This window comes from Streptomyces sp. GQ60 (assembly GCF_059758875.1).
Map to the genome: position 1 here is coordinate 146,352 of NZ_JCAXEG010000015.1, position 23,946 is coordinate 170,297.

The 23,946-nt window shown below is 73.8% G+C and carries 24 protein-coding genes, 1 tRNA gene and 1 pseudogene; 16 read left to right on the forward strand and 10 right to left on the reverse strand.

The features are described 5' to 3' along the window. Positions 1 to 211 precede the first annotated feature (211 nt). Positions 212 to 1,057 carry a chitosanase gene (locus AC6CKD_RS29750; protein ID WP_498331513.1) on the forward strand — a complete coding sequence of 282 codons (846 nt, stop codon included), beginning with the start codon at positions 212 to 214 and terminating at the stop codon, positions 1,055 to 1,057. Here AC6CKD_RS29750 and AC6CKD_RS29755 read toward each other — a convergent pair. After that, the gene (locus AC6CKD_RS29755; RefSeq protein ID WP_498331514.1) at positions 1,030 to 2,457 is read right to left on the reverse strand and encodes a glycosyltransferase family 87 protein; all 1,428 of its coding nucleotides are present in this window, start codon (positions 2,455 to 2,457) and stop codon (positions 1,030 to 1,032) included. The genes AC6CKD_RS29750 and AC6CKD_RS29755 overlap by 28 nt on opposite strands. A 114-nt stretch (positions 2,458 to 2,571) precedes the next feature. Here AC6CKD_RS29755 and AC6CKD_RS29760 point away from each other — a divergent pair, with 114 nt between their 5' ends. Together AC6CKD_RS29760 and AC6CKD_RS29765 are read left to right on the forward strand one after the other, a co-directional pair. Further along, positions 2,572 to 3,825 carry a molybdopterin-dependent oxidoreductase gene (locus tag AC6CKD_RS29760; RefSeq protein ID WP_498331518.1) on the forward strand — a complete coding sequence of 418 codons (1,254 nt, stop codon included), beginning with the start codon at positions 2,572 to 2,574 and terminating at the stop codon, positions 3,823 to 3,825. Beyond that, complete coding sequence (locus AC6CKD_RS29765) at positions 3,822 to 4,250, forward strand: hypothetical protein (protein WP_498331521.1); 429 nt, start codon at positions 3,822 to 3,824, stop codon at positions 4,248 to 4,250. The genes AC6CKD_RS29760 and AC6CKD_RS29765 overlap by 4 nt, the downstream gene beginning before the upstream one ends. Position 4,251: 1 nt before the next feature. Here the strand turns inward: AC6CKD_RS29765 and AC6CKD_RS29770 are convergent, their stop codons facing one another. Beyond that, a complete protein-coding gene (locus tag AC6CKD_RS29770; protein WP_498331523.1) occupies positions 4,252 to 5,130 on the reverse strand; it encodes an AraC family transcriptional regulator in 879 nt (292 codons plus the stop codon). A gap of 86 nt (positions 5,131 to 5,216) precedes the next feature. On the opposite strand from AC6CKD_RS29770, the gene AC6CKD_RS29775 reads away from it, so the two are divergent. After that, positions 5,217 to 6,332 carry a serine hydrolase domain-containing protein gene (locus AC6CKD_RS29775; RefSeq protein ID WP_498331524.1) on the forward strand — a complete coding sequence of 372 codons (1,116 nt, stop codon included), beginning with the start codon at positions 5,217 to 5,219 and terminating at the stop codon, positions 6,330 to 6,332. A 38-nt stretch (positions 6,333 to 6,370) separates the two neighbouring features. Here AC6CKD_RS29775 and AC6CKD_RS29780 read toward each other — a convergent pair whose 3' ends face one another. From AC6CKD_RS29780 to AC6CKD_RS29790, 3 genes are read right to left on the reverse strand one after another with little or no spacing between them, the layout of a single operon-like run. Beyond that, positions 6,371 to 7,072, reverse strand: coding sequence for a class I SAM-dependent methyltransferase (locus tag AC6CKD_RS29780; RefSeq protein WP_498331525.1), 702 nt, complete (start codon positions 7,070 to 7,072; stop codon positions 6,371 to 6,373). After that, on the reverse strand, positions 7,069 to 7,692 hold the full coding sequence (locus AC6CKD_RS29785) for a TIGR04282 family arsenosugar biosynthesis glycosyltransferase (RefSeq protein WP_498331526.1): 624 nt from the start codon (positions 7,690 to 7,692) through the stop codon (positions 7,069 to 7,071). The genes AC6CKD_RS29780 and AC6CKD_RS29785 overlap by 4 nt, the downstream gene beginning before the upstream one ends. Beyond that, a complete protein-coding gene (locus AC6CKD_RS29790; RefSeq protein WP_498331528.1) occupies positions 7,689 to 8,441 on the reverse strand; it encodes a glycosyltransferase family 2 protein in 753 nt (250 codons plus the stop codon). Before AC6CKD_RS29790 ends, AC6CKD_RS29785 begins: the two co-directional genes overlap by 4 nt. Positions 8,442 to 8,642: 201 nt before the next feature. Between AC6CKD_RS29790 and AC6CKD_RS29795 the strand changes: the two genes are divergently transcribed. Then, positions 8,643 to 9,350 (forward strand): response regulator, encoded by a 708-nt coding sequence (locus tag AC6CKD_RS29795; RefSeq protein WP_498331586.1) that lies wholly within the window; start codon positions 8,643 to 8,645, stop codon positions 9,348 to 9,350. Continuing rightward, a complete protein-coding gene (locus AC6CKD_RS29800; protein WP_498331529.1) occupies positions 9,347 to 10,492 on the forward strand; it encodes a sensor histidine kinase in 1,146 nt (381 codons plus the stop codon). The genes AC6CKD_RS29795 and AC6CKD_RS29800 overlap by 4 nt, the downstream gene beginning before the upstream one ends. A 69-nt stretch (positions 10,493 to 10,561) precedes the next feature. Here the strand turns inward: AC6CKD_RS29800 and AC6CKD_RS29805 are convergent, their stop codons facing one another. Next, the gene (locus AC6CKD_RS29805; protein ID WP_498331530.1) at positions 10,562 to 11,566 is read right to left on the reverse strand and encodes an NAD-dependent epimerase/dehydratase family protein; all 1,005 of its coding nucleotides are present in this window, start codon (positions 11,564 to 11,566) and stop codon (positions 10,562 to 10,564) included. Between the two features lie 270 nt (positions 11,567 to 11,836). Here AC6CKD_RS29805 and AC6CKD_RS29810 point away from each other — a divergent pair, with 270 nt between their 5' ends. Both AC6CKD_RS29810 and AC6CKD_RS29815 read left to right on the forward strand, forming a co-directional pair. Continuing rightward, positions 11,837 to 12,190, forward strand: a complete 354-nt coding sequence (locus AC6CKD_RS29810; protein WP_498331531.1) for a DUF805 domain-containing protein — start codon at positions 11,837 to 11,839, stop codon at positions 12,188 to 12,190. Positions 12,191 to 12,414: 224 nt separating this feature from the next. After that, the gene (locus AC6CKD_RS29815) at positions 12,415 to 14,634 is read left to right on the forward strand and encodes an NADP-dependent isocitrate dehydrogenase (protein WP_498331532.1); all 2,220 of its coding nucleotides are present in this window, start codon (positions 12,415 to 12,417) and stop codon (positions 14,632 to 14,634) included. Positions 14,635 to 14,750: 116 nt separating this feature from the next. Here the strand turns inward: AC6CKD_RS29815 and AC6CKD_RS29820 are convergent, their stop codons facing one another. Further along, complete coding sequence (locus AC6CKD_RS29820) at positions 14,751 to 15,203, reverse strand: hypothetical protein (protein ID WP_498331534.1); 453 nt, start codon at positions 15,201 to 15,203, stop codon at positions 14,751 to 14,753. Between the two features lie 530 nt (positions 15,204 to 15,733). Here AC6CKD_RS29820 and AC6CKD_RS29825 point away from each other — a divergent pair. After that, positions 15,734 to 17,332, forward strand: a complete 1,599-nt coding sequence (locus AC6CKD_RS29825) for a glycoside hydrolase family 71 protein (RefSeq protein WP_498331536.1) — start codon at positions 15,734 to 15,736, stop codon at positions 17,330 to 17,332. 8 nt (positions 17,333 to 17,340) lie between these two features. Here the strand turns inward: AC6CKD_RS29825 and AC6CKD_RS29830 are convergent. After that, a pseudogene (locus AC6CKD_RS29830) lies at positions 17,341 to 17,544 on the reverse strand (IS481 family transposase); the annotation flags it as partial. On the opposite strand from AC6CKD_RS29830, the gene AC6CKD_RS29835 reads away from it, so the two are divergent. Together AC6CKD_RS29835 and AC6CKD_RS29840 are read left to right on the forward strand one after the other, a co-directional pair. Next, positions 17,517 to 17,711: a hypothetical protein gene (locus AC6CKD_RS29835; protein ID WP_498331538.1), complete on the forward strand. Its 195-nt coding sequence runs from the start codon at positions 17,517 to 17,519 to the stop codon at positions 17,709 to 17,711. The pseudogene AC6CKD_RS29830 and the gene AC6CKD_RS29835 sit on opposite strands and share 28 nt — an antisense overlap. A 39-nt stretch (positions 17,712 to 17,750) precedes the next feature. Then, entirely contained in the window at positions 17,751 to 18,977 is a 1,227-nt protein-coding gene (locus AC6CKD_RS29840) for an aminotransferase class V-fold PLP-dependent enzyme (protein WP_498331540.1), read from the forward strand. 23 nt (positions 18,978 to 19,000) lie between these two features. Here the strand turns inward: AC6CKD_RS29840 and cobF are convergent, their stop codons facing one another. Further along, the gene (gene cobF, locus AC6CKD_RS29845; protein ID WP_478684195.1) at positions 19,001 to 19,753 is read right to left on the reverse strand and encodes a precorrin-6A synthase (deacetylating); all 753 of its coding nucleotides are present in this window, start codon (positions 19,751 to 19,753) and stop codon (positions 19,001 to 19,003) included. Between the two features lie 18 nt (positions 19,754 to 19,771). Here cobF and AC6CKD_RS29850 point away from each other — a divergent pair, with 18 nt between their 5' ends. The 4 genes from AC6CKD_RS29850 to AC6CKD_RS29865 are packed head-to-tail and all read left to right on the forward strand — an operon-like array spanning position 19,772 to position 23,034. Next, positions 19,772 to 20,527, forward strand: coding sequence for a (Fe-S)-binding protein (locus tag AC6CKD_RS29850; protein ID WP_498331541.1), 756 nt, complete (start codon positions 19,772 to 19,774; stop codon positions 20,525 to 20,527). After that, positions 20,524 to 22,011 carry a lactate utilization protein B gene (locus AC6CKD_RS29855; RefSeq protein ID WP_498331543.1) on the forward strand — a complete coding sequence of 496 codons (1,488 nt, stop codon included), beginning with the start codon at positions 20,524 to 20,526 and terminating at the stop codon, positions 22,009 to 22,011. Before AC6CKD_RS29850 ends, AC6CKD_RS29855 begins: the two co-directional genes overlap by 4 nt. Further along, positions 22,008 to 22,640, forward strand: coding sequence for a LutC/YkgG family protein (locus AC6CKD_RS29860; protein ID WP_498331545.1), 633 nt, complete (start codon positions 22,008 to 22,010; stop codon positions 22,638 to 22,640). The genes AC6CKD_RS29855 and AC6CKD_RS29860 overlap by 4 nt, the downstream gene beginning before the upstream one ends. A 4-nt stretch (positions 22,641 to 22,644) precedes the next feature. Further along, the gene (locus tag AC6CKD_RS29865; RefSeq protein ID WP_478684199.1) at positions 22,645 to 23,034 is read left to right on the forward strand and encodes a VOC family protein; all 390 of its coding nucleotides are present in this window, start codon (positions 22,645 to 22,647) and stop codon (positions 23,032 to 23,034) included. Between the two features lie 93 nt (positions 23,035 to 23,127). On the opposite strand, the gene AC6CKD_RS29870 is transcribed toward AC6CKD_RS29865, so the two are convergent. Beyond that, on the reverse strand, positions 23,128 to 23,643 hold the full coding sequence (locus AC6CKD_RS29870) for a DUF309 domain-containing protein (protein ID WP_498331547.1): 516 nt from the start codon (positions 23,641 to 23,643) through the stop codon (positions 23,128 to 23,130). A gap of 118 nt (positions 23,644 to 23,761) precedes the next feature. Between AC6CKD_RS29870 and AC6CKD_RS29875 the strand changes: the two genes are divergently transcribed. Next, positions 23,762 to 23,835 (forward strand) — tRNA-Pro (locus AC6CKD_RS29875). The last annotated feature ends 111 nt before the right edge of the window (positions 23,836 to 23,946 follow it).

Consider the following 23,946-nt stretch of genomic DNA (forward strand, 5'->3'; position numbering starts at 1 on the left):
GGCGGGGATGGCGACGCCGGGGTGGTGCCCGGGGGAGAGGACCGCCGCGTCGATCCCGGGCGGGGGCGGCCGGCAGGGCGTCGGCGGCGTCGGACCGGCGCGGGTGGATCCGCAGCCCGGCCGTCTCGACGGGGCCTTGAGGTGGCGGGACTTCTGGTAGTAAAGTTTCCTAACGAAGTCGCCCGAGCATCAACTCCCTCATGGAGGCAACGTGTTCACCCCCCACCGCAAGCGACTGGCCGTAAGTACCCTGCTCGGCGCCGCCCTTCTCGCCGCGCCCGTCACCGCCCACGCGACCGTGGCCGCCCCCACCGCGACACCGGCCTCCGCGCGGCCGTCGGCCGCCGCCGTCGGCCTCGACGACCCGGCGAAGAAGGACATCGCCATGCAGATCGTCTCCAGTGCGGAGAACTCCTCGCTGGACTGGAAGGCCCAGTACAAGTACATCGAGGACATAGGCGACGGCCGCGGCTACACGGCCGGCATCATCGGCTTCTGTTCCGGCACCCACGACATGCTCGAACTGGTCGAGTACTACACGCAGATCAAGCCGGGCAACGTGCTCGCCAAGTACCTCCCCGCCCTGCGGAAGGTCGACGGCAGCGATTCACACGCCGGCCTCGACCCCCACTTCACCAGGGACTGGGTGAAGGCGGCCGCCGACTCCGACTTCAAGAAGGCCCAGAACCGCGAGCGCGACCGCGTCTACTTCAACCCGTCCGTGAGCCGGGGCAAGTCCGACGGAGTCGGCGTCCTCGGCCAGTTCATCTACTACGACGCCATCGTCATGCACGGCGACGGCACCGACTCCACCAGCTTCCGCAACATCCGCAAGCGCGCCCTCGCCAAGGCCAAGCCCCCGGCCCAGGGCGGCAACGAGACCGCCTGGCTGCACGCCTTCCTCGACGCCCGGGTCTGGGCGATGAAGCAGGAGGAGGCGCACAGCGACACCAGCCGCGTCGACACGGCCCAGCGGGTGTGGCTCAAGAAGGGCAACCTCAACCTCAACACCCCCCTGAGCTGGAAGGTCTACGGGGACCCCTTCCACATCGGCTGACCGCTCCGAGGAGCGCGAGGCGGCGGTCCGGGGCGAACTCCCCTCCCTTCCCGGGCCGCCGCCCGCCGCCGCAGCACCCACCCCACGAGCACGGCCGCCCCCGCCAGCCCGTACGCCACCGGGATCGTCGCCCCGCCCAGCGCGCGCACCGAGACGTACGCCGCCGCCCCCGCGAGCGCCACCCCCAGCCACTCGGCGCGGCCGTCCAGCGCCACCAGCGCGATCAGCAGCAGCGCGTACCAGGAGTACCCCGGGGTCATCAGCAGGAACGCCGTTCCCGTCACCAACAGTCCGGCACTCCACGGCTGTTGCGGATCGCCGCGCCGCCAGACGTACGCCGTCACCGCCAGCATCCCGACCGCGACCGCGGGCACCGACCAGGAGTCCGGAAGCACCAGGCGCAGCAGCGCGTAGCGGTTACCCGCGCCCGGGTCCTCGTACCCCTCCTCCTCGGCGTAGCCGCCCAGGTAGCCGAAGACCGAGGCGCGCGAGACCAGCACGTACGGCAGGTACGCCAGGCCCACGACCGCGGCCGCGGGCAGCAGCACCGCCGCCGCGTCCCGCCACCGCCGTACGCCGGCCAGCGCGCCCGGCAGCAGCACGGCGGGCAGCAGCTTCGCGGCGATCGCCAGCCCGAACAGGGCGCCGCCGAGCGGGCGTCGGCGCACCACCACCCCCAGCGCCGCCACCGACAGGAGCACGGCGAGCACGTCGACGTGCGCGTTGTTCACCGCCTCCACCGCCACCGCCGGACACCAGGCCCAGTACACGGCGGTACGCAGGCGCGCGCCCCGCCGGCGCTGGATCAGCAGCAGCGCCCCGGTGACGGCGAGCGCCGACAGGGCCCCCGCGGTCTGCAGGGCCTTGTGCCGCACGTCCGGCGGGGACAGGGCGTGGACCAGCCCGAACCAGCCCTCCGCGACGGGCGGGTAGACGGTGTGCACGGTGGGCCGGTTGATGCGGGTGCACACCCCCGGCTCGATGGCCACCCGGTCGGGCCCGGCGCAGGCGGCCCCGCCGCGGGGGAACAGCCAGTCGTCGCGCAGGGCGCGCAGCGCAGGATCGGCCGGGGCGTGGTCGTACGGGGAGATCCCGGCGGCCTGCACCCGCCCGTCCCAGGCGTAGCGGAAGGAATCGGTGCTGGTCAGCGGTGGCCCGGAGAGTCCCGCAGTGCAGACGGCCAGCGCACCCGCCAGCACGAGCGGGACCACGTACCGCTCCGGCACCCGCCGCAGCGACCAGGCGGCCGCGCCGAACAGTGCCCAGGCGGCCGCGTACCACCAGGTGAGCCGCGCGGGGTCGGCGAAGTAGCCCTCCTCGCGGACGGCGGGCACGAGAACGGCGGTCAGCGCGGCGAGCAGCAGCACGGTGAGGAGGGTCCGGGCGCGGGGGTGGTCCATACGGGCCAGCCTGGCAGCGCGGGGCGTCGCCGGGCGGGCGACCCGGCCCGGCGTCCGCGATTCGTAAGGTGTCGGGCCGCCCGTGCGGGGCCCGGGGGCGCTCTCATGGAGGGCATGACTCCGCCCGCGCCCCCGCCCGCACCGCCGTCCGCGCCGCCTCCACCTCCACCTCCGCCCCCGTCCCTGCCTCCGCCCCCACCCCCGCCCCCGCCTCCCGGTTCGCCGGAGCCCGCCCGCCGCTTCCCGTTCCGGCCGCCCTCCTTCAGCGGCCGGCTGCACGACGCCCGCACCGCCACCGCCATCGGCCGCTGGCTCGGCGCGGCCTTCGCGGTCTGCTTCCTGACCGGCCTGATCAGCCACTACCTCCAGCACCCGCCCGGCTGGGCCGCGGATTCGCTACCCGGCCGCCCGGTCTGGGGCTACCGGCTCAGCCAGGGCCTGCACATCGCCACCGGCCTCGCGGCGATCGTGCTGCTGCTGGCGAAACTGTGGACGGTCTACCCGAGACTGTTCGTCCGGCCCCCGGTGCGCGGTGTCCGGCACGGCCTGGAACGGCTGTCGGTGGCGGTGCTCGTGGCCTCGGCCGTCCTCCAGGTCTTCACCGGGCTCCTCAACATCGCCGAGTGGTATCCGTGGCCGTTCGGCTTCATCCAGACGCACTTCGCGCTCGCCTGGGTGGTGACCGGTTCGCTGCTCCTGCACCTCGCCGTCAAGGCACCGGAAATCCAAGCCCATTGGAGCCGTCGGTCACCCGGAACGCTGCAACTGCCCGTCCAGGACGGCCCGGACCGGCGCTCCCTGATGCTCGGTGTCGGCGCGGCCGTCGGAGCCGTCACCCTCACCACCGTCGGACAGTCCTTCACCCCGCTGAAGCGGCTCGACCTGCTCGCGCCCCGGCACCCCGACCACGGACCGCAGGGGCTCCCGGTCAACCGCACGGCCGCGGCCGCCGGGGTCACCGAGCGGGCGGTACGGGAATGGCGGCTGGAGGTGCGGGGCCCCGTCCCCTACACCCTGACGCTCGATCAACTCCGGGCTATGCCGCGGGCGCGGGCGAGGCTGCCGATCGCGTGCGTGGAGGGCTGGAGCGTGGAAGCGCGCTGGAGCGGCGTCCGGATCCGCGACCTGATGGCGCGGGCCGGCGCCCCGGCCGGGGCCGGCCTGAGGGTCACCTCGCTGGAAACGGGCGGCGCCTACCGGGTGATGGAGATGGGCCGGGACTACGCCGGGGACCCGCTGACCCTGCTCGCGCTGGAACTGAACGGCCAGGTCCTCACCGCCGACCACGGCTACCCGGCGCGCGTCATCGCGCCGAACCGGCCCGGAGTCCTGCAGACCAAATGGGTCACCCTGCTGGAGGTGCTGTGAAGAGCGTGCGCCTGCTCCTCGGCGGCGCCGGGCTGCTGCTGATCGCCATCGGCGGCCGGCTGCTGGCGGACCTGCCCGACCCCCTCGACGTACTGGTGTGGATGGGCGGGGCCGTCGTCCTGCACGACGGGATCATCGCGCCCCTCGTCCTGGCGGCCGGCCTCGCGGTCGCCGCCGTGCCCGCGCGGGGCCTCGTACGGGGAGCCCTGCTGACGGCGGGCGCGCTCGTACTGGTCACCCTGCCCCTGCTGCTGCGACCGGGGACGCCGCCGAACCCGTCGGCCCTGCCGCTGCCGTACGCGCGGAACCTGGCCCTGGTGCTCGCCGCGGTGGCGGTGGCCGCCGGGACGGCGGCGGTCGTGGAGCGGTGGCGGCGCTCACGGCACCCTTCTTCGGAAGGCACCGTGACGCGCGGCGACGAGTGACTCAGCCGGCGCTCCCGCCGCCCCGCTCGACCGGGACCCACAGCTGGGAGCCGGTCTCCGCGCCGATCTCCACCGGCCGCGTCAACAGGAGCTCCGGACCCGGCCGGCTCACGTACGGGTTCGAGGGGAACCACTGGGTGAACACGTCTCGCCACAGCTCCTGGAGGGAGCCCGGATAGGGCCCGTGGTTGTCGAAGACCGCCCAGGTCCCGGCCGGCACGTCGAGGGCGTCGAGTTCCTCGACGGCCGTCTCGGGGCCGGCCGCCACGCCGACCCAGTAGTCCACCTCGGCGCCCTCCTCCCGGCTGTCGGTCAGGTGCACCACCGCCGAGAAGACGCCCTCCGGCTCCCGCCCGGCCAGCTCCTTCATCCGTACGACCGCCTGTTCGTCCAGGCTCGCCACGTGGGCGGTGGCAGCCGCGTTGAGCCCCTCGTGCACGAGCGGGACCCGGGCCGTCCTGCCGACGACGCGGAAGGATTCCTTCTCCACGATCCGGTACCGCATGGACGTACTTCCCTCGACGACGACACGGAAGGACATGCGGGGCTGCGCCGTGAGCACCGCGCCCGTGCGCCGCGCCTCGCCCGGCCCGATGCCGTGCACCGACCGGAACGCCCTGGCGAACGCCTCGCCGGAGCCGTACCCGTACCGCACCGCGACATCGAGCAGCGTCAGCTCGCCGGCCAGCACCTCCGCACCGGCGAGCGTCATCCGCCGGCGCCGTACGTAGACCGGGAGCGGCATCCCGGCGAGCGCGGAGAACAGCCGCCGGAAGTGGTACTCCGACACCGCGGCGGTCCTGGCCACCTCGGCCATGTCGATGTCCTGGTCGAGGCGGGACTCCAGCTGCTCCAACGCCTGGTTCAGCCGCTCCAGCACGCTGTCCGTCCTTCCGTGCCCACCCGACACATCCCGTGCGGGAACTGTCGGGCGGCAAGCCGTGGCGTTGCCCGAGGCTTACGTCCATGAACGACATTAAGGGATATTGCGAGCCGCGGTTCGGCGCGGTCCACGAGGCACTCGCCGGGTTGCTGGCCAACGGGGACGTGGGTGCCTCGGCGGCCGTCTACGTCGACGGCGAGCCGGTGGTCGACCTCTGGGGCGGGTACGCCGACGCGGGCCGTTCCGTGCGGTGGGAGCGCGACACCCTCACCGGCGTGAACTCGACGACCAAGAACATGACGGCCCTGTGCGCGCTGATCCTGGCCGACCGGGGCCGGCTCGACCTGTCCGCGCCGGTCGCCGCCTACTGGCCCGAGTTCGCCGCGGCGGGCAAGGAGGGCGTGCTGGTACGGCACGTGCTGGCGCACACCGCCGGGCTGCCGGATCCGGCCGGGCTGAAGGCGGTCGAGGAGCTCTACGACTGGGAGGGCGTGACGGCGGGGCTGGCCGCGCAGGCGCCCGCGTGGGAACCGGGAACGGCCGCCGGCTATCACGCGCTCACCTTCGGGTTCCTCGTCGGGGAGATCGTCCACCGCGTCACCGGCCGCACTCTCGGCGAGTTCTTCGCGGAGGAGGTGGCCGGGCCGCTGGGCGCGGACTTCCACATCGGGCTCTCCGCGGAGCACGATCACCGCGTCGCACCGCTCATCGCGCCGCCGCCATCGACCGACGCGTACGCCGCCCGCGCGCCGTCCGGACCGGACGGCGCGCGCCGGGAGAGCGGGGGCGTCGCCGTCCGGGTCAGGGACGTCAACTCCCCGGCCTGGCGCCGTGCGCAGATCCCCGCGGTGAACGGCTTCGGCAACGCCCGCTCCGTCGCCCTGGTCCAGTCGGTACTGGCGAACCGGGGAGCCTCCGGTGGTGTCCGCCTGCTGTCCCCCCGCGGGTGCGAGCCCGCGTGGCAGGAGGTGTTCGGCGGTGAGGACCGCGTTCTGGGGACGCCGATGTCCTGGACGGCGGGCTTCGGGAAGTTCGGCAACACCTTCGGCTGGGGCGGCTGGGGCGGCTCGCTCGTCGTGAGCGATCCCGACGCGCGGATGACGGTGGCCTACGTCATGAACCAGATGGCCGACCGGGACCGGCAGGAGGACAACCGCGGCACGGAGATCGTCATGGCCGCGTACGGCGGCCTGCACTGACGGCGTCCCGTAGCCGGGGGCGCGGCCGCCGCCCCCGGCTACGGGGCCGCGGCCCCGCGCGTCAGTACCGTGAAGGACCGGCCCGCCGCGGTCCAGTGGCCGGCCGGGGCCCAGTCCGCGGCCGCCGCGTGCCGGGCCAGGGCAGCCGGGCCGACGCGGGCCCAGGGGAACGGCGACCCGAGGCCGCCGCTGCCGTCGGCGACCCGGACCTCGCAGCGCTCGTCCACGTCGGCCCCGGCCTCCGCCTGCGCGCACTCCACGATCAGCGAGCCGGTCACCGCGAGCACCTCGGCCGTCCGGCGCAGGAGCGCGGCGGGGTCCCCGCCGATGCCGATGTTCCCGTCGATGAGCAGCGCCGTGTCCCAACGGCCTTCCGCCGGAAGGGAGTCGAAGACCGACCGGTGCAGGGCCGTGCCGCCCGCGCGGGCGGTCCGGGCCACGGCCTCCGGGCTGACGTCGATGCCCAGGGCCCGGTGCCCCCGGGCAGCGAGCGCGGCCACCAGCCGGCCGGGGCCGCAGCCGATGTCGAGGACGGCGCCCCGGCAGCGGCCCAGCACCGTCCGGTCGGCGCCGTCCGGAGCCTCGCACCAGCGCTCCACGTCCAGGGGGAGCAGCCATCCGTCGCCCCGCCGCAGGTAGAGCGGCCCCCGGCCGCGGCGCAGGGCCACCGTGTACGGATCGGCCGACCAGGCGGTGACCGGGCCGGCGGCCCGGGCCCCGCCCGAGGTGAGCGTGGTCATCGCAGGACCGGCCGGCTGATGCCCGCCAGGCGCGCGGCGAAGGCGCCCGCCGGGGCGCCGGCGGCGACCAGGCGGGCGTCCTCGGCGGTGTCGACGTCACGCAGGAGGGGGAGCCGGCCGGTGCGCAGCCCGGCCGCGCGCAGCCGTTCGTACTGGACCGCACCCGTCTCGGGGACGGACATCGGTACGCCGCGCAGCAGCGCCGGGTCCGGAACGGCCAGTCCGAGCGCCCAGAACCCGCCGTCGACGGCGGGCCCGAACCAGGCCCCGTACGCCGACCAGTCGACGTCCAGCAGCTCCGGCGTGACCTGCGGGGTGTCCATGCCGATCAGCAGCGCCGGCCCGGTGCAGGCCGCGAACGCGGCGGCGAGCCGCAGGTCCAGGCTCCCGGCGCACTGCGGGACCACTTCGAAGCCGGGCGGCAGCCACGGGCCGGGCCGGCCCTCCAGGACCAGGACCCGGCGCCGGGCGGGTGCCGCGGCCACGGCGGCGAGGGTGTCGGCGAGCGCGGCCTCGGCCAGTGCGGCGGCCTCGGCCGGGGTGAAGGGCGGGGTGAGCCGGGTCTTGACCCGCCCCGGGACCGGCTCCTTCGCGATCACCAGCAGCGTGGTCGGGCTCATCGCGCACCGCCGGAGGGTGCGTCCGCACCGGCCCGGCCGGCCGCCTGATCGCCGGGCGGCTGATCGCCGGGCGGCTGATCGCCGGGCGGCTGGGCCAGCACCCGGCTCATGTCGCGCACCGCCTGCCAGGTGCCCCGCCAGGTGCCCGTCACCTTCGACTTCCCCGAGCGCGGCAGGTAGGGCACGTCCACCTCCCGGATCCGCCAGCCCGCGTCCGCGGCCCGGACCACCATCTGCAGCGGGTAGCCGGAGCGCCGGTCCGACAGGCCCAGCGCGAGCAGGGCCTCCCGCCGCGCGGCCCGCATCGGTCCCAGATCGCGCAGCCGCAGCCCGGTCCGCCGGCGCAGCAGCCGGGCCAGCGCCAGGTTCCCGGCCCGGGCGTGCGCGGGCCAGGCGCCGCGGCCCTGCGGACGGCGTCGGCCGAGCACCATATCGGCCTCGCCCGCGGCGACGGACGCCACCAAGCCGGACAGCAGCCCGGGGTCCATCGAGGCGTCGCAGTCGCAGAAGCAGACGACCTCCGCCTCCGCGGCGAGCAGCCCGGCATGGCAGGCGGCGCCGAAGCCGCGCCGGGACTCGGTGACCACGGTCGCGCCAAGCGTCCGCGCGAGCTCGGCGGAGCCGTCGGTGGAACCGTTGTCCACGACCAGGGCCCGCCAGCCGGCCGGGATGCGCGCGAGGACCCAGGGCAGGGCCTCGGCTTCGTTCAGACAGGGGAGTACGACGTCTACCGTCACGGTTTCGCTCACGGTTTCACCGTAGGAACCGGGGCCTCGCAAAAGGGCCGTGGACTTCTTACGAAACGCGGACGTCGCCCCCACGGACGCGGTCCGGGGCCGGGGCGGGCGCCCGTGGGTGGGAAGCTGGCCGGTATGAGCGGTGACGGCGTGAGCAGCAGCGGTGGCGCGGGCCCGGGCGCGGGCGGCGGTGCGGAACCGGCGCCCGCGCGGATCCTGGTCGTCGACGACGACCCGACGGTGTCGGAGGTCGTCACCGGCTACCTGAGGCGGGCCGGCTACACGGTGGAGAGCGTCGCCGACGGCCCGGCGGCCCTCACCCGCGCCGGGCTGATCCGGCCGGACCTGGTCGTACTGGACCTCATGCTGCCGGGTCTGGACGGGCTGGAGGTGTGCCGCAGGCTCCGTGCGACGAGCCCGGTGCCCGTGATCATGCTGACCGCGCGGGGCGACGAGGACGACCGGATCGCGGGGCTGGAGCTGGGCGCCGACGACTACGTCACGAAACCGTTCAGCCCGCGCGAGCTGGTCCTGCGGGTCACCTCCGTGCTGCGGCGCGCGGCCGCTGCCGGGGCCGCGGCCGCCACGGGGGCGGGCGCGGCGGAGCCCCGGCTCACGGGGGCCGGGATCACGCTCGATCCGGCCACCCACCGGGCCGCCAAGGACGGGCGCGAACTGGCGCTCACGGTCCGTGAGTTCGACCTGCTCGCCCACTTCCTCCGGCATCCCGGGCAGGCACACGGGCGGGAGGAGCTGATGCGCGAGGTGTGGGGCTGGGACTTCGGGGACCTGTCGACGGTGACGGTGCACGTACGCCGCCTGCGCGCGAAGGTCGAGGAGGACCCGGGGCGCCCGAAGCTGATCCAGACGGTGTGGGGCGTCGGCTACCGCTTCGAAGCGGGCGAGGTGGCGGCGGCATGAAGGACATACTGCTCATCGCGCTGTTCGCGTTCGGCGGGGCGGTGTGCGCGGGGGCGCTCGGCGCGGTCGTGCTGAGGCTGGTGCGGCACCGGTCGGTGGCGGTGTCCCTGGCGGTGATCGCCGCCGTGACGGTCACCGCCATGCTGGCCGGAACGCTCGCCGTGGCCCAGGCGATGTTCCTCTCCCGGCACGACCTCGGGGTGGTCACCCTGGTCGTGGCGATGGCGGCGGTGGTCTCACTGGCCGTGGCGCTGCTGCTGGGCCGGTGGGTGGTGGCCAGGAGCCGGGAACTGTCTCGTGCCGCGCGGGAGTTCGGCGACGGCGGCAGCTTCGCGGCGCCACCCGGACTGGCGACCGCCGAACTGGCCTCCCTGTCGAGGGAGTTGGCGGCGACGAGCGAGAAGCTGGCGGTATCCCGGGAGCGGGAGCGGGCGTTGGAGACCTCGCGGCGCGAGCTGGTGGCCTGGATCTCACACGATCTGCGGACGCCGCTGGCGGGGCTACGGGCGATGTCCGAAGCGCTGGAGGACGGCATGGCGGAGGATCCGGCGCGGTACCACCGGCAGATCCGCACCGAGGTGGACCGGCTGAACTCCATGGTCGGGGACCTCTTCGAACTGTCCCGCATCCATGCGGGGGCGCTGGCGCTGAGCCCGAGCCGGATGTCCGTGTACGACCTGGTCGGCGACGCGCTGTCCGGGGTGCACCCGCTGGCGCGGGAGCGCGGGGTGCGGCTCGACGGCGGAGCGGTGGACCGGGTGCCGGTGGAGGTGGACGGCAAGGAGATGACGCGGGTCCTGGCCAACCTGCTGATCAACGCGATCCGGCACACGCCGGCGGACGGCACGGTGGCGATCGCGGCCTCCGTCCGGGCGGGCGGGGGCGCGGTGGTGGTCTCCGTGACGGACGGCTGCGGCGGGATCCCGGCCGAGGACCTGCCGCGGGTCTTCGACACGGGGTGGCGGGGCACCCCGGCGCGGACGCCTCCGGCGGGGGCGGCGTCGGTGCCGGCGCCTCCGGCCGGGGCGGGGCTGGGGCTGGCGATCGTACGGGGCATCGTGGAGGCGCACGCGGGGCGGGCGGCGGTGCGGAACGTTCCCGGCGGGTGCCGCTTCGAGGTGACCCTGCCGCTGTCGGCCTGAGGCCGGGCCGGCCAGGGGCCCGGGGCGCTGCCCCGGACCCCCGTGCCTCACGACGCCGCCGGGGCTGCTTCAGGCGTGCGCGAAGTCCGTCATGCCCTTCGCGAAGTCGACGTCGGGGTGCCAGCCCAGGTCCGTGCGGAGGCGGTGGGAGTCGGCCGTGATGTGGCGGACGTCGCCCAGGCGGAACTCGCCGGTGACGACGGGGGCGGGGCCGCCGTGGGCCGTGGCCAGGGCGGTGGCCATCTCGCCCACGGTGTGCGGGGTTCCGCTGCCGGTGTTGTACGCGGTGCACGCGCCGAGCGGCGTCGAGGCCTCCAGGGCCAGGGCGTTGGCCTCCGCGACGTCCGTCACGTGGACGAAGTCCCGCCGCTGGCCGCCGTCCTCGTACACCTGCGGGGCCTCGCCGCGCGCCAGCGAGGAGCGGAAGAAGGAAGCCACCCCCGCGTACGGGGTGTCGCGCGGCATCCCCGGGCCGTACACGTTGTGGTAGCGCAACGACACCGCCCGCCCGTCCGCGCACCGTGCCCAGGAGGCCGCCAGGTGCTCCTGGGCCAGCTTCGTGGTCGCGTACACGTTGCGCGGATCCGTCGGCGCGTCCTCCGCGACCAGCCCCGGCGCCAGCTCCGAGTCGCAGTCGGGGCAGCGCGGTTCGAAGCGGCCGGCGGCCAGGTCCGCGGCGCGCCGCGGACCCGGGCGGACCACGCCGTGGCGCGGGCACTCGTACCGGCCCTCCCCGTAGACCACCATCGAGCCGGCGAGGACCAGGTCCCGGACCCCGCCGTCGGCCATCGCGGCCAGCAGCACCGCCGTGCCGAGGTCGTTGTGGGAGACGTACGCGGGGGCGTCCGCGAAGTCCTTGCCGAGGCCGACCATCGCGGCCTGGTGGCAGACGGAGTCCACCCCGCGCAGGGCGGTGCGCACGGCTTCGGGGTCGCGGACGTCGGCCCGTACGAACTCGCCGCCGTCCGGCGGGGGGACGAGGTCCAGGACGAGGGGGTCGTGGCCGCGAAGGCGCAGAGTGGTAACGATGTGGGAGCCGATGAACCCGGATCCGCCGGTGACGAGTACGCGCATGGCCGGGACGCTACGGAATCCGGGCGGCGGGCGGGGTCTCCCACGCCTGCCGTAAGACTTCCGTCAGTTCATTTCGTCACGTTCGGTGAATATTTGGCATCGATGGGGCTCAAGTTGTCGTCGGTACCCATGTGTTTAGGCCGCCGAGTGCTGAAAAGTAACCATTTTGCTGCCCAGTGAAGTGGCTTGACCGCGACGTAAGCGGGGCATAAGTTCTGCCCCGGCTTGCTCCATCAGGACGGGCCGACGGACCGTCCTCTGGGGGGACCCATGAACTATTACCTTGACGTTCTGAAGAAGTACGTCGTGTTCTCCGGCCGCGCGCGCCGCCAGGAGTTCTGGATGTTCGTGCTGATCAACTTCGCGGTCTCGATCGTCGTCGGGATCCTCGACAGCGTGCTGGGTGCGGGCGGCATCGTCTCCGGCCTGTACTCCCTCGCGGTCCTCCTGCCGATGCTGGGTGTCGCCGCCCGCCGGCTGCACGACACCGACAAGTCCGGCTGGTGGCTGCTGCTCTACCTCATCCCGATCCTCGGCTGGATCGTGCTGATCGTCTTCTGGGCCTCCGAGGGTCAGCCGAACCCGAACCAGTACGGCCCGAGCCCGAAGGCCGTCCACGCCTGAGCGGGTCCGTAACCGGTAGCGCCTGAGCGTCGCCCTGGCTGAAAGCAGCCGGTGGCGGCGCTTTCGCCGTTTCCGGGCGGCACGGGCGGCCCGGGCCGGCGAGCGTGACGCGCGTCTCGCACGGGGTTGCCCCCGGGGGCTGTCCAGACCAGCCCGATCACGAGATATCTTGATGTCGAGCAATGTTGCAGACGAGAGACGCAGACTGTGGAGCGGAGCATCCGGTGACTGACTCGACCATCATCTACACGCACACTGACGAGGCCCCGGCCCTCGCGACGTATTCGTTCCTGCCTGTCATCCAGGCGTACGCGTCGACGGCCGGTGTGAATGTCGAGACCCGTGACATCTCCCTGGCAGGTCGCATCATCGCCAGCTTCCCCGAGTACCTGGAAGAGGGCCAGCGGATCGCGGACGCCCTCGCCGAGCTCGGTGAACTGGCGAAGACCCCGGGCGCGAACATCATCAAGCTGCCCAACGTCTCGGCGTCGATCCCGCAGCTCAAGGCCGCGGTCGCCGAGCTCCAGGGCCAGGGCTACGCGCTTCCGGACTACCCGGACGACCCGAAGAGCGACGAGGAGCGCGAGAACCGCGCCCGTTACGACAAGATCAAGGGCAGCGCCGTCAACCCGGTCCTGCGCGAGGGCAACTCCGACCGCCGCGCCCCCGCCTCGGTCAAGAACTACGCCAAGGCGCACCCGCACCGCATGGGCGCCTGGACCGCCGAGTCGAAGACGAACGTCGCCACCATGGGCGAGAACGACTTCCGCTCCACCGAGAAGTCCGCCGTGATCGCCGAGGCCGGCACGCTGCGCATCGAGCACGTCGACGCCGACGGCGCCGTCACGGTGTTGCGCGACTCCGTACCGGTCCTCGCGGGCGAGGTCGTGGACGCGTCCGTCCTGCACGTCGACGCGCTGCGCACCTTCCTGAACGACCAGATCGAGCGCGCCAAGGCCGAGGACGTCCTGTTCTCCGTGCACCTCAAGGCCACGATGATGAAGGTCTCCGACCCGATCATCTTCGGCCACGTGGTCCGCGCCTTCTTCCCGAAGACCTTCGCCCGCTACGGCGAGACCCTGGCGGCCGCCGGCCTGTCCCCGAACGACGGCCTCGGCACCATCCTGAACGGCCTGGGCGCCCTGCCCGAGGCCGACGCGATCAAGGCCTCCTTCGACGCCGAGATCGCCGAGGGCCCGGCCCTCGCGATGGTCGACTCCGACAAGGGCATCACCAACCTGCACGTTCCGTCCGACGTCATCGTCGACGCCTCGATGCCGGCCATGATCCGCACCTCCGGCCACATGTGGGGCCCGGACGGCGCCGAGGCCGACACCCTCGCGGTCCTCCCGGACAGCAGCTACGCCGGTGTCTACCAGGTCGTCATCGACGACTGCCGCGCGCACGGCGCGTACAACCCGTCCACGATGGGCTCGGTGCCGAACGTCGGCCTCATGGCCCAGAAGGCCGAGGAGTACGGCAGCCACGACAAGACCTTCGAGCTGGCCGCCGCCGGCACCGTCCGCGTCGTCGACGCCTCGGGTGCCACGGTCCTGGAGCAGGAGGTCGCCGCCGGCGACATCTTCCGCGCCTGCCAGACCAAGGACGCGCCGATCCAGGACTGGGTCAAGCTCGCCGTCACCCGCGCCCGCGCCACCGGCGTCCCGGCCGTCTTCTGGCTCGACGAGGGCCGTGCGCACGACGCGCAGCTGATCGCCAAGGTCAAGACGTACCTGGGTGACCACGACACCGACGGTCTGACCATCAAGATCCTGTCGCCGGTCGAGGCCACCGCGTACTCCTTGGAGCGCATCCGCCGCGGCGAGGACACCATCTCGGTGACCGGCAACGTGCTGCGCGACTACCTGACCGACCTGTTCCCGATCCTGGAGCTGGGCACCAGCGCCAAGATGCTCTCGGTCGTCCCGCTGATGAACGGCGGCGGCCTCTTCGAGACCGGCGCCGGCGGCTCCGCCCCGAAGCACGTCCAGCAGCTCGTCAAGGAGAACTACCTGCGCTGGGACTCCCTCGGTGAGTTCCTCGCGCTGGCCGTCTCCTTCGAGCACCTCGCCACCACCACCGGCAACGCCCGCGCCCAGGTGCTGGCCGACACCCTGGACCGGGCGACGGGCACCTTCCTCAACGAGGACAAGTCGCCGAGCCGCAAGCTCGGTGGCATCGACAACCGCGGCAGCCACTTCTACCTCGCGCTGTACTGGGCGCAGGAGCTGTCGCGCCAGACCGAGGACCCGAAGCTGGCCGCGGCGTTCGACCCGCTCGCCAAGACGCTGGCCGAGTCCGAGGAGAAGATCGTCGGCGAGCTCATCGCCGTCCAGGGCGCCCCGGCGGAGATCGGCGGCTACTACCGGCCCGACGCCGCCAAGGCCTCGGCCATCATGCGGCCGTCCGCGACGCTGAACGCGGCGCTCGCGATCCTCGGCTGAAGTCGCCGGGGCTGAGGTCCGCCGGGGCTGATGTCCCGCAGGGCTGAGGCCCACCGCTTGCACGGGTCGCCCCGGTCGGCAGTCGCCGACCGGGGCGGACCCGTTTCCGCGCCCGGTCAGAGCGGGTGCACGTGTTCCGGTGCGAAGGCCAGCGGGTCGCGCCCGGCGGCCAGGATCCGCAGCCCGGGGGCCACGGCGAGCAGCTCGCGCAGCCAGTCCAGGGCTTCGGACGCGAGATGCTCGCAGCCGTCGAGGACGAGCAGCATGTCGCGCTCGGCCAGCCACGACGCCGCGTTCGACGTCCCGCACGGCAGGAAGGGCATGCCCGGTACGCAGCCCAGCGCGGCGGTCAGGTCGTGCACCCCGAACCGCTGGTCCATGGACACCACGGCCACGCCGTCGTAGAAATTGGACGCGAGCCGTTGCCCGATCTCCCGCACCAACAGGCTCCGGGGCTCGCGGAACCGTCCGGTGACGGTCAGCACCTTGCCCCGCCGCACGGCGGTGAAGAGACGGGACAGCTCTGCGGAGGTCGCCGGGAACGTACCGGCGCCTCTGGAATCCCTCATCGGCACGATGCCCCCCAACATGCGTGACCATCCGCGGCAAGAGGGTTGTTTCAAGCCGCATGAAGATGATTATGCGCCACTTTCGTCGGAAGGCCAGGGGAATTCCCCATTCCGGTGAAATGCCCGGGGCGCCCGGTGATCGCAGCAGTTGTACAGGTCACATGCCTTTGTCCAATCGGTATCGCCTCTGGAAGCAGGTGCGGGCGCAGCCCGTATCCCGATGGGGCTCAGGGGGAGGCGCAGGCCACGGAGTCCGTCGGCCGAGCGCCCGTCGCGGGCGGGGCTCCGGTAGCCCCGCCGCCCCCGTCCCGCCCCCCGGGGAACGGTTGTCCGGGGGCCCGGAATCCGCTGTACTGCTGCTGTGCGGCCCGAGCTGCGGGCATGGCGCGGGCATATGCGGGGGAGGGGCCAGGATGAGTGCGGACCGGCGTCGGGCAGGGCGGGGCGCGAGACCCGCGTCGCACCGGCACCGTGCGGGCTTCCGGCGTCGAAGACCCCTACTGAGCCTCCTCCTGGCCGCCTTCCTCCTGGTGGGCGTCTGCGCCGCGACGGGGATCGCCTGGGAACCCCGCACCGTCGCCGGCGCGCGGGCCCCCTCGGCACCGGGCCCGGTCGGCCTCCCGCCCGGCAGCCCGGGCGACAGCCCCGCGCCCGTCGCCGCCGGCCCCGCCGCCACCGGCCCGGCCACCACCGCCCCGCAGAGCCCGGACGGGAAGGCCTCCGACCCGAAGACCCAGGGGTCCGGTACGGACGGAGCGGCCCGCCCCACCGGAGCCCTGCCGTTCGACCTGCCCCAGCCGGCCGCCCTGCGCTCCGGAGCCGCCGGCAAGAAGCTGGTCTTCGCCCACTACTTCACCCCGTACCCGCTCTCCCTCGACAACGCGAGCGCCGACGCCGACTACTACACCCGCAACTACCTGAAGCCCGACGGCGAGAACGGCAAGCACCGGCGCTACGGCGGCCTGCTGCGCGACCGGCCGCCGCCCGTCGCGCCCAAGGCCGGGGACTGGGAACTCGCCAACCTCCAGCAGGAGGTCCGCACCGCCCGCGCCGCCGGCATCGACGGATTCACCCTCGACCTGCTCTCCCTCTCCGGGAAGAACCTCGAACGCTGCAAGCTCCTGATGGACGCCGCCCGTTCGGTGGACCCGGCCTTCAAGGTCATGCTGATGCCGGACATGACCTCCCTCGGCACCGACGACCCGCGCGTGCTCGCCGACCTCCTCGCGGACCTCGGCAGGGCCCCGTCCGCCCACCGGCTCCCCGACGGGCGGCTGGTCGTCTCGCCGTTCAAGGCGGAGGAGAAGAGCGTCGCCTGGTGGACCCGGGTCATCGACGACCTGAGGTCCCGGCACGGCATCCGCACCGCCTTCGTCCCGCTCTTCCTCGACTTCGGCGCGCACAGCGCCGAGTTCGAGCCCATCAGCCACGGATTCTCCGAGTGGGGCAGCCGCAGCTACGTCGGCCAGGAGAGCTCCACGCGCGACGTTCGGCGCGCCCACGCCGCCGGCAAGATCTGGATGCAGCCCGTATCGGTCCAGGACGCCCGGCCCAACCAGGGCATCTACGACGAGGCGGGCAACACCGCGACCCTGCGCGCCACGTGGAACCGTGCCATCGAGGACGGGGCCGACTGGGTCCAGCTCACCACCTGGAACGACTACAGCGAGGGCAGCCAGTTCGCGCCCTCCCTGCACAACGGCCACGCCTACCTGGACCTTTCCTCGTACTACCTCACCCGGTTCAAGACGGGCGGCTGGCCGAAGATCGTCCGGGACACGCTGTACCTGAGCTCGCGCACCCAGTTCGCCGCCGCCGCCCCGAGCGGCGGGCAGTCCCTCGTGATGTCGCTGCGGGGCGGCAGCGCCGCGGCCCGGGACACGGTGGAGGTGCTGAGCTTCCTGACCGAGCCCGCGAGCATCCGTACGGCCGTGGGGGCGGCGCGGGGCACGCACGCGGCCCCGGCCGGGATCCACTCCGAGCTGCTGCCCCTGAGCCCGGGCGCCGGGTCCGCGACCGTGGTGCGCGACGGCGGGGCCGGGGCCCGGGTGGAGCTGCGCTACCGGGTGGACCGCGCGGTGGCGGTCCAGGACCTCCAGTACTACGCGGCCACCAGCGGCCGGAACTGAGTCCGCAGGGGCCTGGGCCGCGAGTGGCGGCAGGCCGTGCCGGATCAGGATCCGGTGGGCGGTCGAGGGCGCGATGCCGGTGCGGGCGGCCAGCCGCAGCGGTCCGATTCGTGCTCCCGCCGCAGCCGCAGGACATGTTCCTCGACCGCGGCCGTCGTCCTGAAGGGCTGGTGGTAGGGGCGGCTTGAGCGGTCACGTGAACCACGAGGGCCTCCTGCGCCTCCTGCTCCCCTCGGGGGTGCCCCACCAGCTCCGCACCACGTGGACCCGGCCCTCCTGGACCCGCCCGTCATGGCCGACCTGGACGGCCTGGCTCGCGGACCTGGGCGCGTCGATGGCCGAAGGAGGGGCTGTCGCTCCGGTCGGCGGCGGGGCATGATCGGGCCGACAGCCGAGCCGCACCCCACGGAGGCCCTACGTGACGCACCCCGCCGAGCCGACCGACCGCACCGACCGCGTCGACCCCGCAGACGCCGCCGGGCAGGCCGCGGCCGCCTCACGCGGCGGGTCCGTACGCCGCCCCGCCGAATTCCCGGGCGGGCGGGAGCTGTTCCGGCTCACGCCCGAGGTCAGCCACCTGAACCACGGGTCCTTCGGCGCGGTGCCCCTGCCCGTGCAAGAGGCGCAGGCCGCCCTCCGGGTCCAGGCGCACGCCGACCCCGACGCCTTCTTCCTCGGCGCCGCCGACCGGCTCGTCGAGGCCCGGACCCGGATCGCCGCCCGGCTCGGCGCGGACCCGGACGGGCTCGCCTTCGTGTCGAACGCCACCGAGGCCGCCAACGTGGCCCTCGACGCCGTGGAGTTCGCCGCCGGCGACGAGATCCTGGTCACCGACCACGGCTACGGCACGGTCGTCGCGGCCGCCGCCCGGCGCGCCCCGCTCACCACCGTGGCGCTGGGCACCGACCTCCCCGACGAGGACGCCGTACGGGAGACCGTGCTGGCCGGGGTCACCCCGCGGACCCGGGTCGCCGTACTCGACCACATCAGCTCGCCCACCGCGCGGCTCATCGCCTCGCCCCGGCTGCTCGCCGAACTCGCCGAGCGGGGCATCACCACCATCGTGGACGGCGCCCACGCCCCCGGCATGATCCCCGACCCGCTGGGCGGAGGCGCCGACTTCTGGTTCGGCAACCTCCACAAATGGGCCTACGCCCCGTCCGGAACCGCGCTGCTGTCCGTCGCCGCGCACCACCGCGACCGGGTCCGGCCGCCGGTGCCCTCCTGGGAGGCGCACTACGGCTTCCCGCGCTCCGTGGAGAACCGCGCCACCTTCGACTACACCGGCTGGCTCGCCGCCCCGTACGGGCTCGACCTGCTGGAAGAGCTCGACGCCGCCAAGGTGCGGGCCCACAACAGCGCCCTGGCCGCCTACGGCGCGACCCTGCTCGGCGAGATCCCCGGGATCGCCGCGCTCCCGCACACCGAGGGCCTCGCCCTGCGAACGCTGCGGCTGCCGCCCGGGATGGCCGAGACCCCGGACGCCGCCCAGGCACTGCGCGAGCGGATCGCGGCCGAGCAGCGGATCCGGGTCCTGATCTGGCCCTGGCCGGGCGGCGGCGGGATCCGGGTGAGCGGGCAGATCTACAACCGGGCCGAGGAGTACGAACGGCTCGCCGAGGTACTGCCCGCCTACCTCCGCTAGCGAAGGCAGGCGGGCACAGCGGCCTAGCCGCGCCGGAGCAGGTACGTGTCCATGATCCAGCCCTTGCGGGCACGGGCCTCGGTGCGCAGCTCCTCGATCCGGCCGGCGACCTCCGCCAGCTTTCCCGAGACCAGGATCTCGTCGGGGGTGCCCACGTACGCACCCCAGTAGATGTACAGGTCCTGGTCGAGGTGGGCCGTGAAGGCGTGCCGGGCGTCCAGCATCACCACCACGTCGTCCACATCGGCCGGCCAGCCCTCCGCGAGCCGGCGCCCGGTGGTGATCTGGACCGGACGGCCCACCCGGTTGAGGTTGGTGCGGTGGCGGGCCAGCAGCGAGGAGATGCTGCTGATGCCGGGCACCACCTCGTGCTCGAAGGCGACCCGGCCCTTCTCCAGCACCTCGTCGAGGATCGCGAGGGTGGAGTCGTAGAGCGAGGGGTCGCCCCACACGAGGAACGCGCCGGTCTCCCCCTCTGCCAGGTCCTCGGCGATGAACCGCTCGAAGAGCTCGGCCCGCGCGCTGCGCCAGCCGTCCACCGTGGGGGTGTAGTCGGAGGGCGTCCGGTCGCGGTCGGGATCGCGGCCCTCCACCAGCCGGTGTCCGGGGCGGGCGTGCGCGTCGAGCATCGCGCGCCGCAGCCCGGTCAGATCCGCCTTCTCCTCGCCCTTCTCCAGGATGAGGAATGCGTCCGCCGCGCCGATCGCCTTGACCGCCTGGAGGGTCAGGTGGTCCGGGTCGCCCGCGCCTATGCCGATCACTGAGAACTTCTTCACCGGGCTATTCTGCCCGTCATGCGCGCCGCCCTGTTCGTCACCTGCGTCAACGACGCGCTCTACCCGCGCACGGGCATCGCCGTCGTCCGCCTCCTGGAGCGGCTCGGGGTCACCGTGGACTTCCCCGCGGCGCAGAGCTGCTGCGGGCAGCCGCAGTACAACACCGGCTACCGGCGCGAGGCCGAACCACTGGTCCGGCGCACCGCCGAGGCCTTCGCCGGCCACGCGTACGTGGTCACCCCCTCGGGCTCCTGCGCCGCCATGGTCCGCGCCCACTACCCGCGCATCGGGCGCGCCGCCGAGGCCGAGGGGCGGGGCCCGGCCCTGGCCGCGCTGGCCGAAGACCTCGTACCGCGCGTGTACGAGCTCACCGAGTTCCTCGTCGACGTCCTCGGCGTGACGGACGTGGGCGCGTACTTCCCGCACACCGTCACCTACCACCCCTCCTGCCACGGCCTGCGGGGCCTCGGACTCGGAGACCGGCCCCGGCGGCTGCTGGCCGCCGTACGCGGCCTGGAACTGCGCGAACTGTCCGGCGCCGAGGAGTGCTGCGGCTTCGGCGGGACCTTCGCCGTCAAGAACCCCGACGTATCCGCCGCGATGGGCACCGACAAGACCGCCCACGCGCTGTCCACGGGCGCCGAGGTGCTGTGCGGGGCCGACAACTCCTGCCTCGCCCACCTGGACGGCATCCTGCGCCGCCAGGGCGCCCCGCTGCGGGCCCTGCACCTCGCCGAGATCCTGGCCTCGACGGAAGAGGACCCCCTCACATGACGGGCACGTACCTGGGCATGCCGCCCTTTCCCGACGCGGCCCGCGAGGCCGTGGGGGACGAGGTGCTGCGCGCCAACCTCCGCCACGCCACGCACACCATCCGCGACAAGCGGGCGCGGGCCGTCGCCGAACTGGAGGACTGGGACCGGCTGCGCGCGGCCGGCAAAGCGGTCAAGGACCACACGCTGGCGCACCTCGACCGCTACCTGCTCCAACTCGAGGCCTCCGTCACCGCCGCCGGCGGCACCGTCCACTGGGCGGCCGACGCCGACGAGGCCAACCGCATCGTGACGGACCTGGTCAGGGCCACCGGGGAACGGGAAGTCGTCAAGGTCAAGTCCATGGCCACCCAGGAGATCGGCCTCAACGAGGCCCTGGAGGCGGCCGGGATCGCCGCGTACGAGACCGACCTCGCCGAACTCATCGTCCAGCTCGGCCACGACCGGCCCTCCCACATCCTGGTCCCGGCCATCCACCGCAACCGCGGCGAGATCCGCGACATCTTCGCCGCGGAGATGGGCGCCTGGGGCCGTCCGGCCCCCGAGGGACTGGGCGACGACCCGCGCGAGCTCGCCGAAGCGGCCCGGCTGCACCTGCGCGAGAAGTTCCTGCGCGCCAAAGTCGCCGTGTCCGGCGCCAACTTCATGGTCGCCGAGACCGGCACCCTGGTCGTCTTCGAGTCCGAGGGCAACGGCCGGATGTGCCTGACACTGCCCGAGACCCTGATCTCCGTCGTCGGCATCGAGAAGGTGGTCCCGACCTTCCGGGACCTGGAGATCTTCCTCCAGACGCTGCCGCGTTCCTCGACGGCCGAGCGGATGAACCCGTACACGACCATGTGGACCGGCCTGGGGCCGTCGAAAGGGGCCGACGGCGACGGCCCCTCCGTCTTCCACCTCGTCCTCCTCGACAACGGCCGCACCGACACCCTCGCCGACGAGGTGGGCCGCCAGGCCCTGCGGTGCATCCGCTGCTCCGCCTGCCTCAACGTCTGCCCGGTGTACGAGCGCGCCGGCGGCCACGCCTACGGCTCCGTCTACCCCGGCCCGATCGGCGCCATCCTCAGCCCCCAGCTCCGGGGCACCGGGAGCGAGATCGACGCCACCCTGCCCTACGCCTCCACCCTCTGCGGGGCCTGCTACGAGGTCTGCCCGGTCGCCATCGACATCCCCGAGGTACTGGTCCACCTCCGCGAACGCGTGGTCCAGGGCGGCCCGGTGACCCGCGAGGGCATCCGGGTCCGGATCCGCCCCGCCGACGGCCACACCGCGGAACGGGCCGCCATGCGGGCCGCCCGGATCCTCCTCGACCGCCCGGGCGCACTGCGTGCGGGGGAGCGGCTGCTCGCCCGCGCCCGCCGGCTGCGACCGCGCCGGCTGCCGGGACCCGGGCGGGCCTGGACCGACAGCCGGGAGCTGCCGGAGATCCCGGAGCGCTCGTTCCGCGACTGGTGGGCGGCGCGCGAGAAGGAGGCGCGCCCGTGAGCGCCAAGGAACAGATCCTGGCCCGCATCCGCCGGGCCCTGCCCGAGCCGCGCCCGGACACCGAGATCCCCCGGGACTACCTCGCGGTACACGGCGCCCGCACCCCGGCCGAGACCGTGGACCTGCTCGCCGCCAACCTCACGGAGTACCGCGCGAAGGTCCACCGGGTCGACGAGGACGGCATCGCCGCGCTACTGGCCCGCCTCCTCGCAGAGCGGGGCGCTTCCTCGGTGCTCGTACCGCCCGGCCTGCCGCCGTACTGGATGGCGGCCGTCGACGCGACCCGGATGCACGACCTCGCGGCCTCCACGCCGCACGAACTGAACGCGGTGGACAGCGTGGTGACGGGCTGCGCCCTGGCCATCGCCGAGACCGGCACGATCGTCCTCGACGGCGGCCCGGGACAGGGACGGCGCCGGATCACCCTGATCCCGGACCACCACGTCTGCGTGGTCCGCGTCCCCGGCCAGGTGGTGGACTCCGTCCCCCGCGCGCTGCCGCTGCTGGACCCCACCCGCCCCCTGACCTGGATCTCGGGCCCCTCCGCCACCAGCGACATCGAACTCGACCGGGTGGAGGGCGTGCACGGCCCCCGCACCCTGGAAGTGGTCCTCCTCGGCGCACAATGAGGGCATGCCCTCCCACCTCGCCCTCACCGCCCTCGTGGTCCACGACTACGACGAGGCCATCGACTTCTACACCCGCGCGCTCGGCTTCGACCTCGCCGAGGACACCCCGCGCCCGGACGGCTCCCGCTGGGTCGTGGTCCGCCCGCCGGGCGCCAAGGAGTCCGCCCTGCTCCTGGCCCGCGCCAAGGACGAAGCCCAGCGCTCGCGCGTGGGCGACCAGACGGGCGGCCGGGTCGGCTTCTTCCTCTACACCGACGACTTCGCCGCCGACCACGCCCGGATGACCGCCGAGGGCGTCCGCTTCCTGGAGGAGCCGCGCCACGAGGCGTACGGCTCGGTCGCCGTGTTCCAGGACCTCTACGGAAACCGCTGGGACCTCCTCCAGCCGGCGTAGCCCCGGCCGGGCGCGGGACGGGGACCACCCGAAGACGCCGGTGTTCCGGCCCCGGAGGGCGACCGGGCCGGACCGTCCGCCGCCGCTCCGGGCTCAGGCCGAGCCGGGTCCACCCGTGAGGTGCGGGGCCTCGGCCGCCGCTTCGACGGCAGCTCCGGCTTCCACCCGTGCCGCCAGCTCCCGGGCCCACCGGACCAGCCCGGCGATGTCCATCCCGTACGGGGACCCGGCCCCGGGGGCGGCCGCGTCCCCGGCCGCGTACAGCCCGGCCAGGGCGGAGGCTCCGCGGCGCAGCAGCCGGGCCCCGCCGACGGCGTTCCCGCGCGCGGAGTGCGTCAGGCCGACCGCCAGCTGCGCCAGCGCCCGCCACAGCGGTGCCTCGGCCGCGGGTCCGGATTTCCAGGCGTCCTCGAACACCTCGTGCGCGTGGAACGGCATCCCGGCGTCCAGCAGCCGCTGCGCCTGCGCCACCGTCTCGCCGGGCGAGCGCACCACTCCCTCGGGCTGCCGCTCCACCCCTTGGGCCCCGTAGGGCAGCGGCCGCCCCAGCCCGTCCCTGGGCCGAGCGTTCCGCGCCCGACCCTCACCGTCCCGATCCCGTGCGTTCACCCGTCCATCCTCCCCTCCACCCCTTCTCGCCGATAACCGGTGCATGCGCACCCCCCGGTGTGGGGTAATGTTCTGCATGTGCCGCCGAGACGGGGGAAACCCCAGATCAGAAGCACATCGGGACGTGGCGCAGCTTGGTAGCGCACTTGACTGGGGGTCAAGGGGTCGCAGGTTCAAATCCTGTCGTCCCGACTTTTCGAAGTCGCAGATCAGGGGCCGTATCGGAGAAATCCGATACGGCCCCTGATCGTTTCTAGGGTTCTACGGCCGGCCGGGGCCCCCGACGCACGTGACCGGGTCCTT

Bases quoted from the DNA above. Each gene is read 5' to 3' on its own strand.
- AC6CKD_RS29755 (WP_498331514.1), bottom strand. From the start codon at position 2,457: ATGGACCACCCCCGCGCCCGGACCCTCCTCACCGTGCTGCTGCTCGCC.
- AC6CKD_RS29760 (WP_498331518.1), top strand. From the start codon at position 2,572: ATGACTCCGCCCGCGCCCCCGCCCGCACCGCCGTCCGCGCCGCCTCCA.
- AC6CKD_RS29775 (WP_498331524.1), top strand. From the start codon at position 5,217: ATGAACGACATTAAGGGATATTGCGAGCCGCGGTTCGGCGCGGTCCAC.
- AC6CKD_RS29780 (WP_498331525.1), bottom strand. From the start codon at position 7,072: ATGACCACGCTCACCTCGGGCGGGGCCCGGGCCGCCGGCCCGGTCACC.
- AC6CKD_RS29785 (WP_498331526.1), bottom strand. From the start codon at position 7,692: ATGAGCCCGACCACGCTGCTGGTGATCGCGAAGGAGCCGGTCCCGGGG.
- AC6CKD_RS29800 (WP_498331529.1), top strand. From the start codon at position 9,347: ATGAAGGACATACTGCTCATCGCGCTGTTCGCGTTCGGCGGGGCGGTG.
- AC6CKD_RS29805 (WP_498331530.1), bottom strand. From the start codon at position 11,566: ATGCGCGTACTCGTCACCGGCGGATCCGGGTTCATCGGCTCCCACATC.
- AC6CKD_RS29810 (WP_498331531.1), top strand. From the start codon at position 11,837: ATGAACTATTACCTTGACGTTCTGAAGAAGTACGTCGTGTTCTCCGGC.
- AC6CKD_RS29820 (WP_498331534.1), bottom strand. From the start codon at position 15,203: ATGAGGGATTCCAGAGGCGCCGGTACGTTCCCGGCGACCTCCGCAGAG.
- AC6CKD_RS29850 (WP_498331541.1), top strand. From the start codon at position 19,772: ATGCGCGCCGCCCTGTTCGTCACCTGCGTCAACGACGCGCTCTACCCG.
- AC6CKD_RS29855 (WP_498331543.1), top strand. From the start codon at position 20,524: ATGACGGGCACGTACCTGGGCATGCCGCCCTTTCCCGACGCGGCCCGC.
- AC6CKD_RS29865 (WP_478684199.1), top strand. From the start codon at position 22,645: ATGCCCTCCCACCTCGCCCTCACCGCCCTCGTGGTCCACGACTACGAC.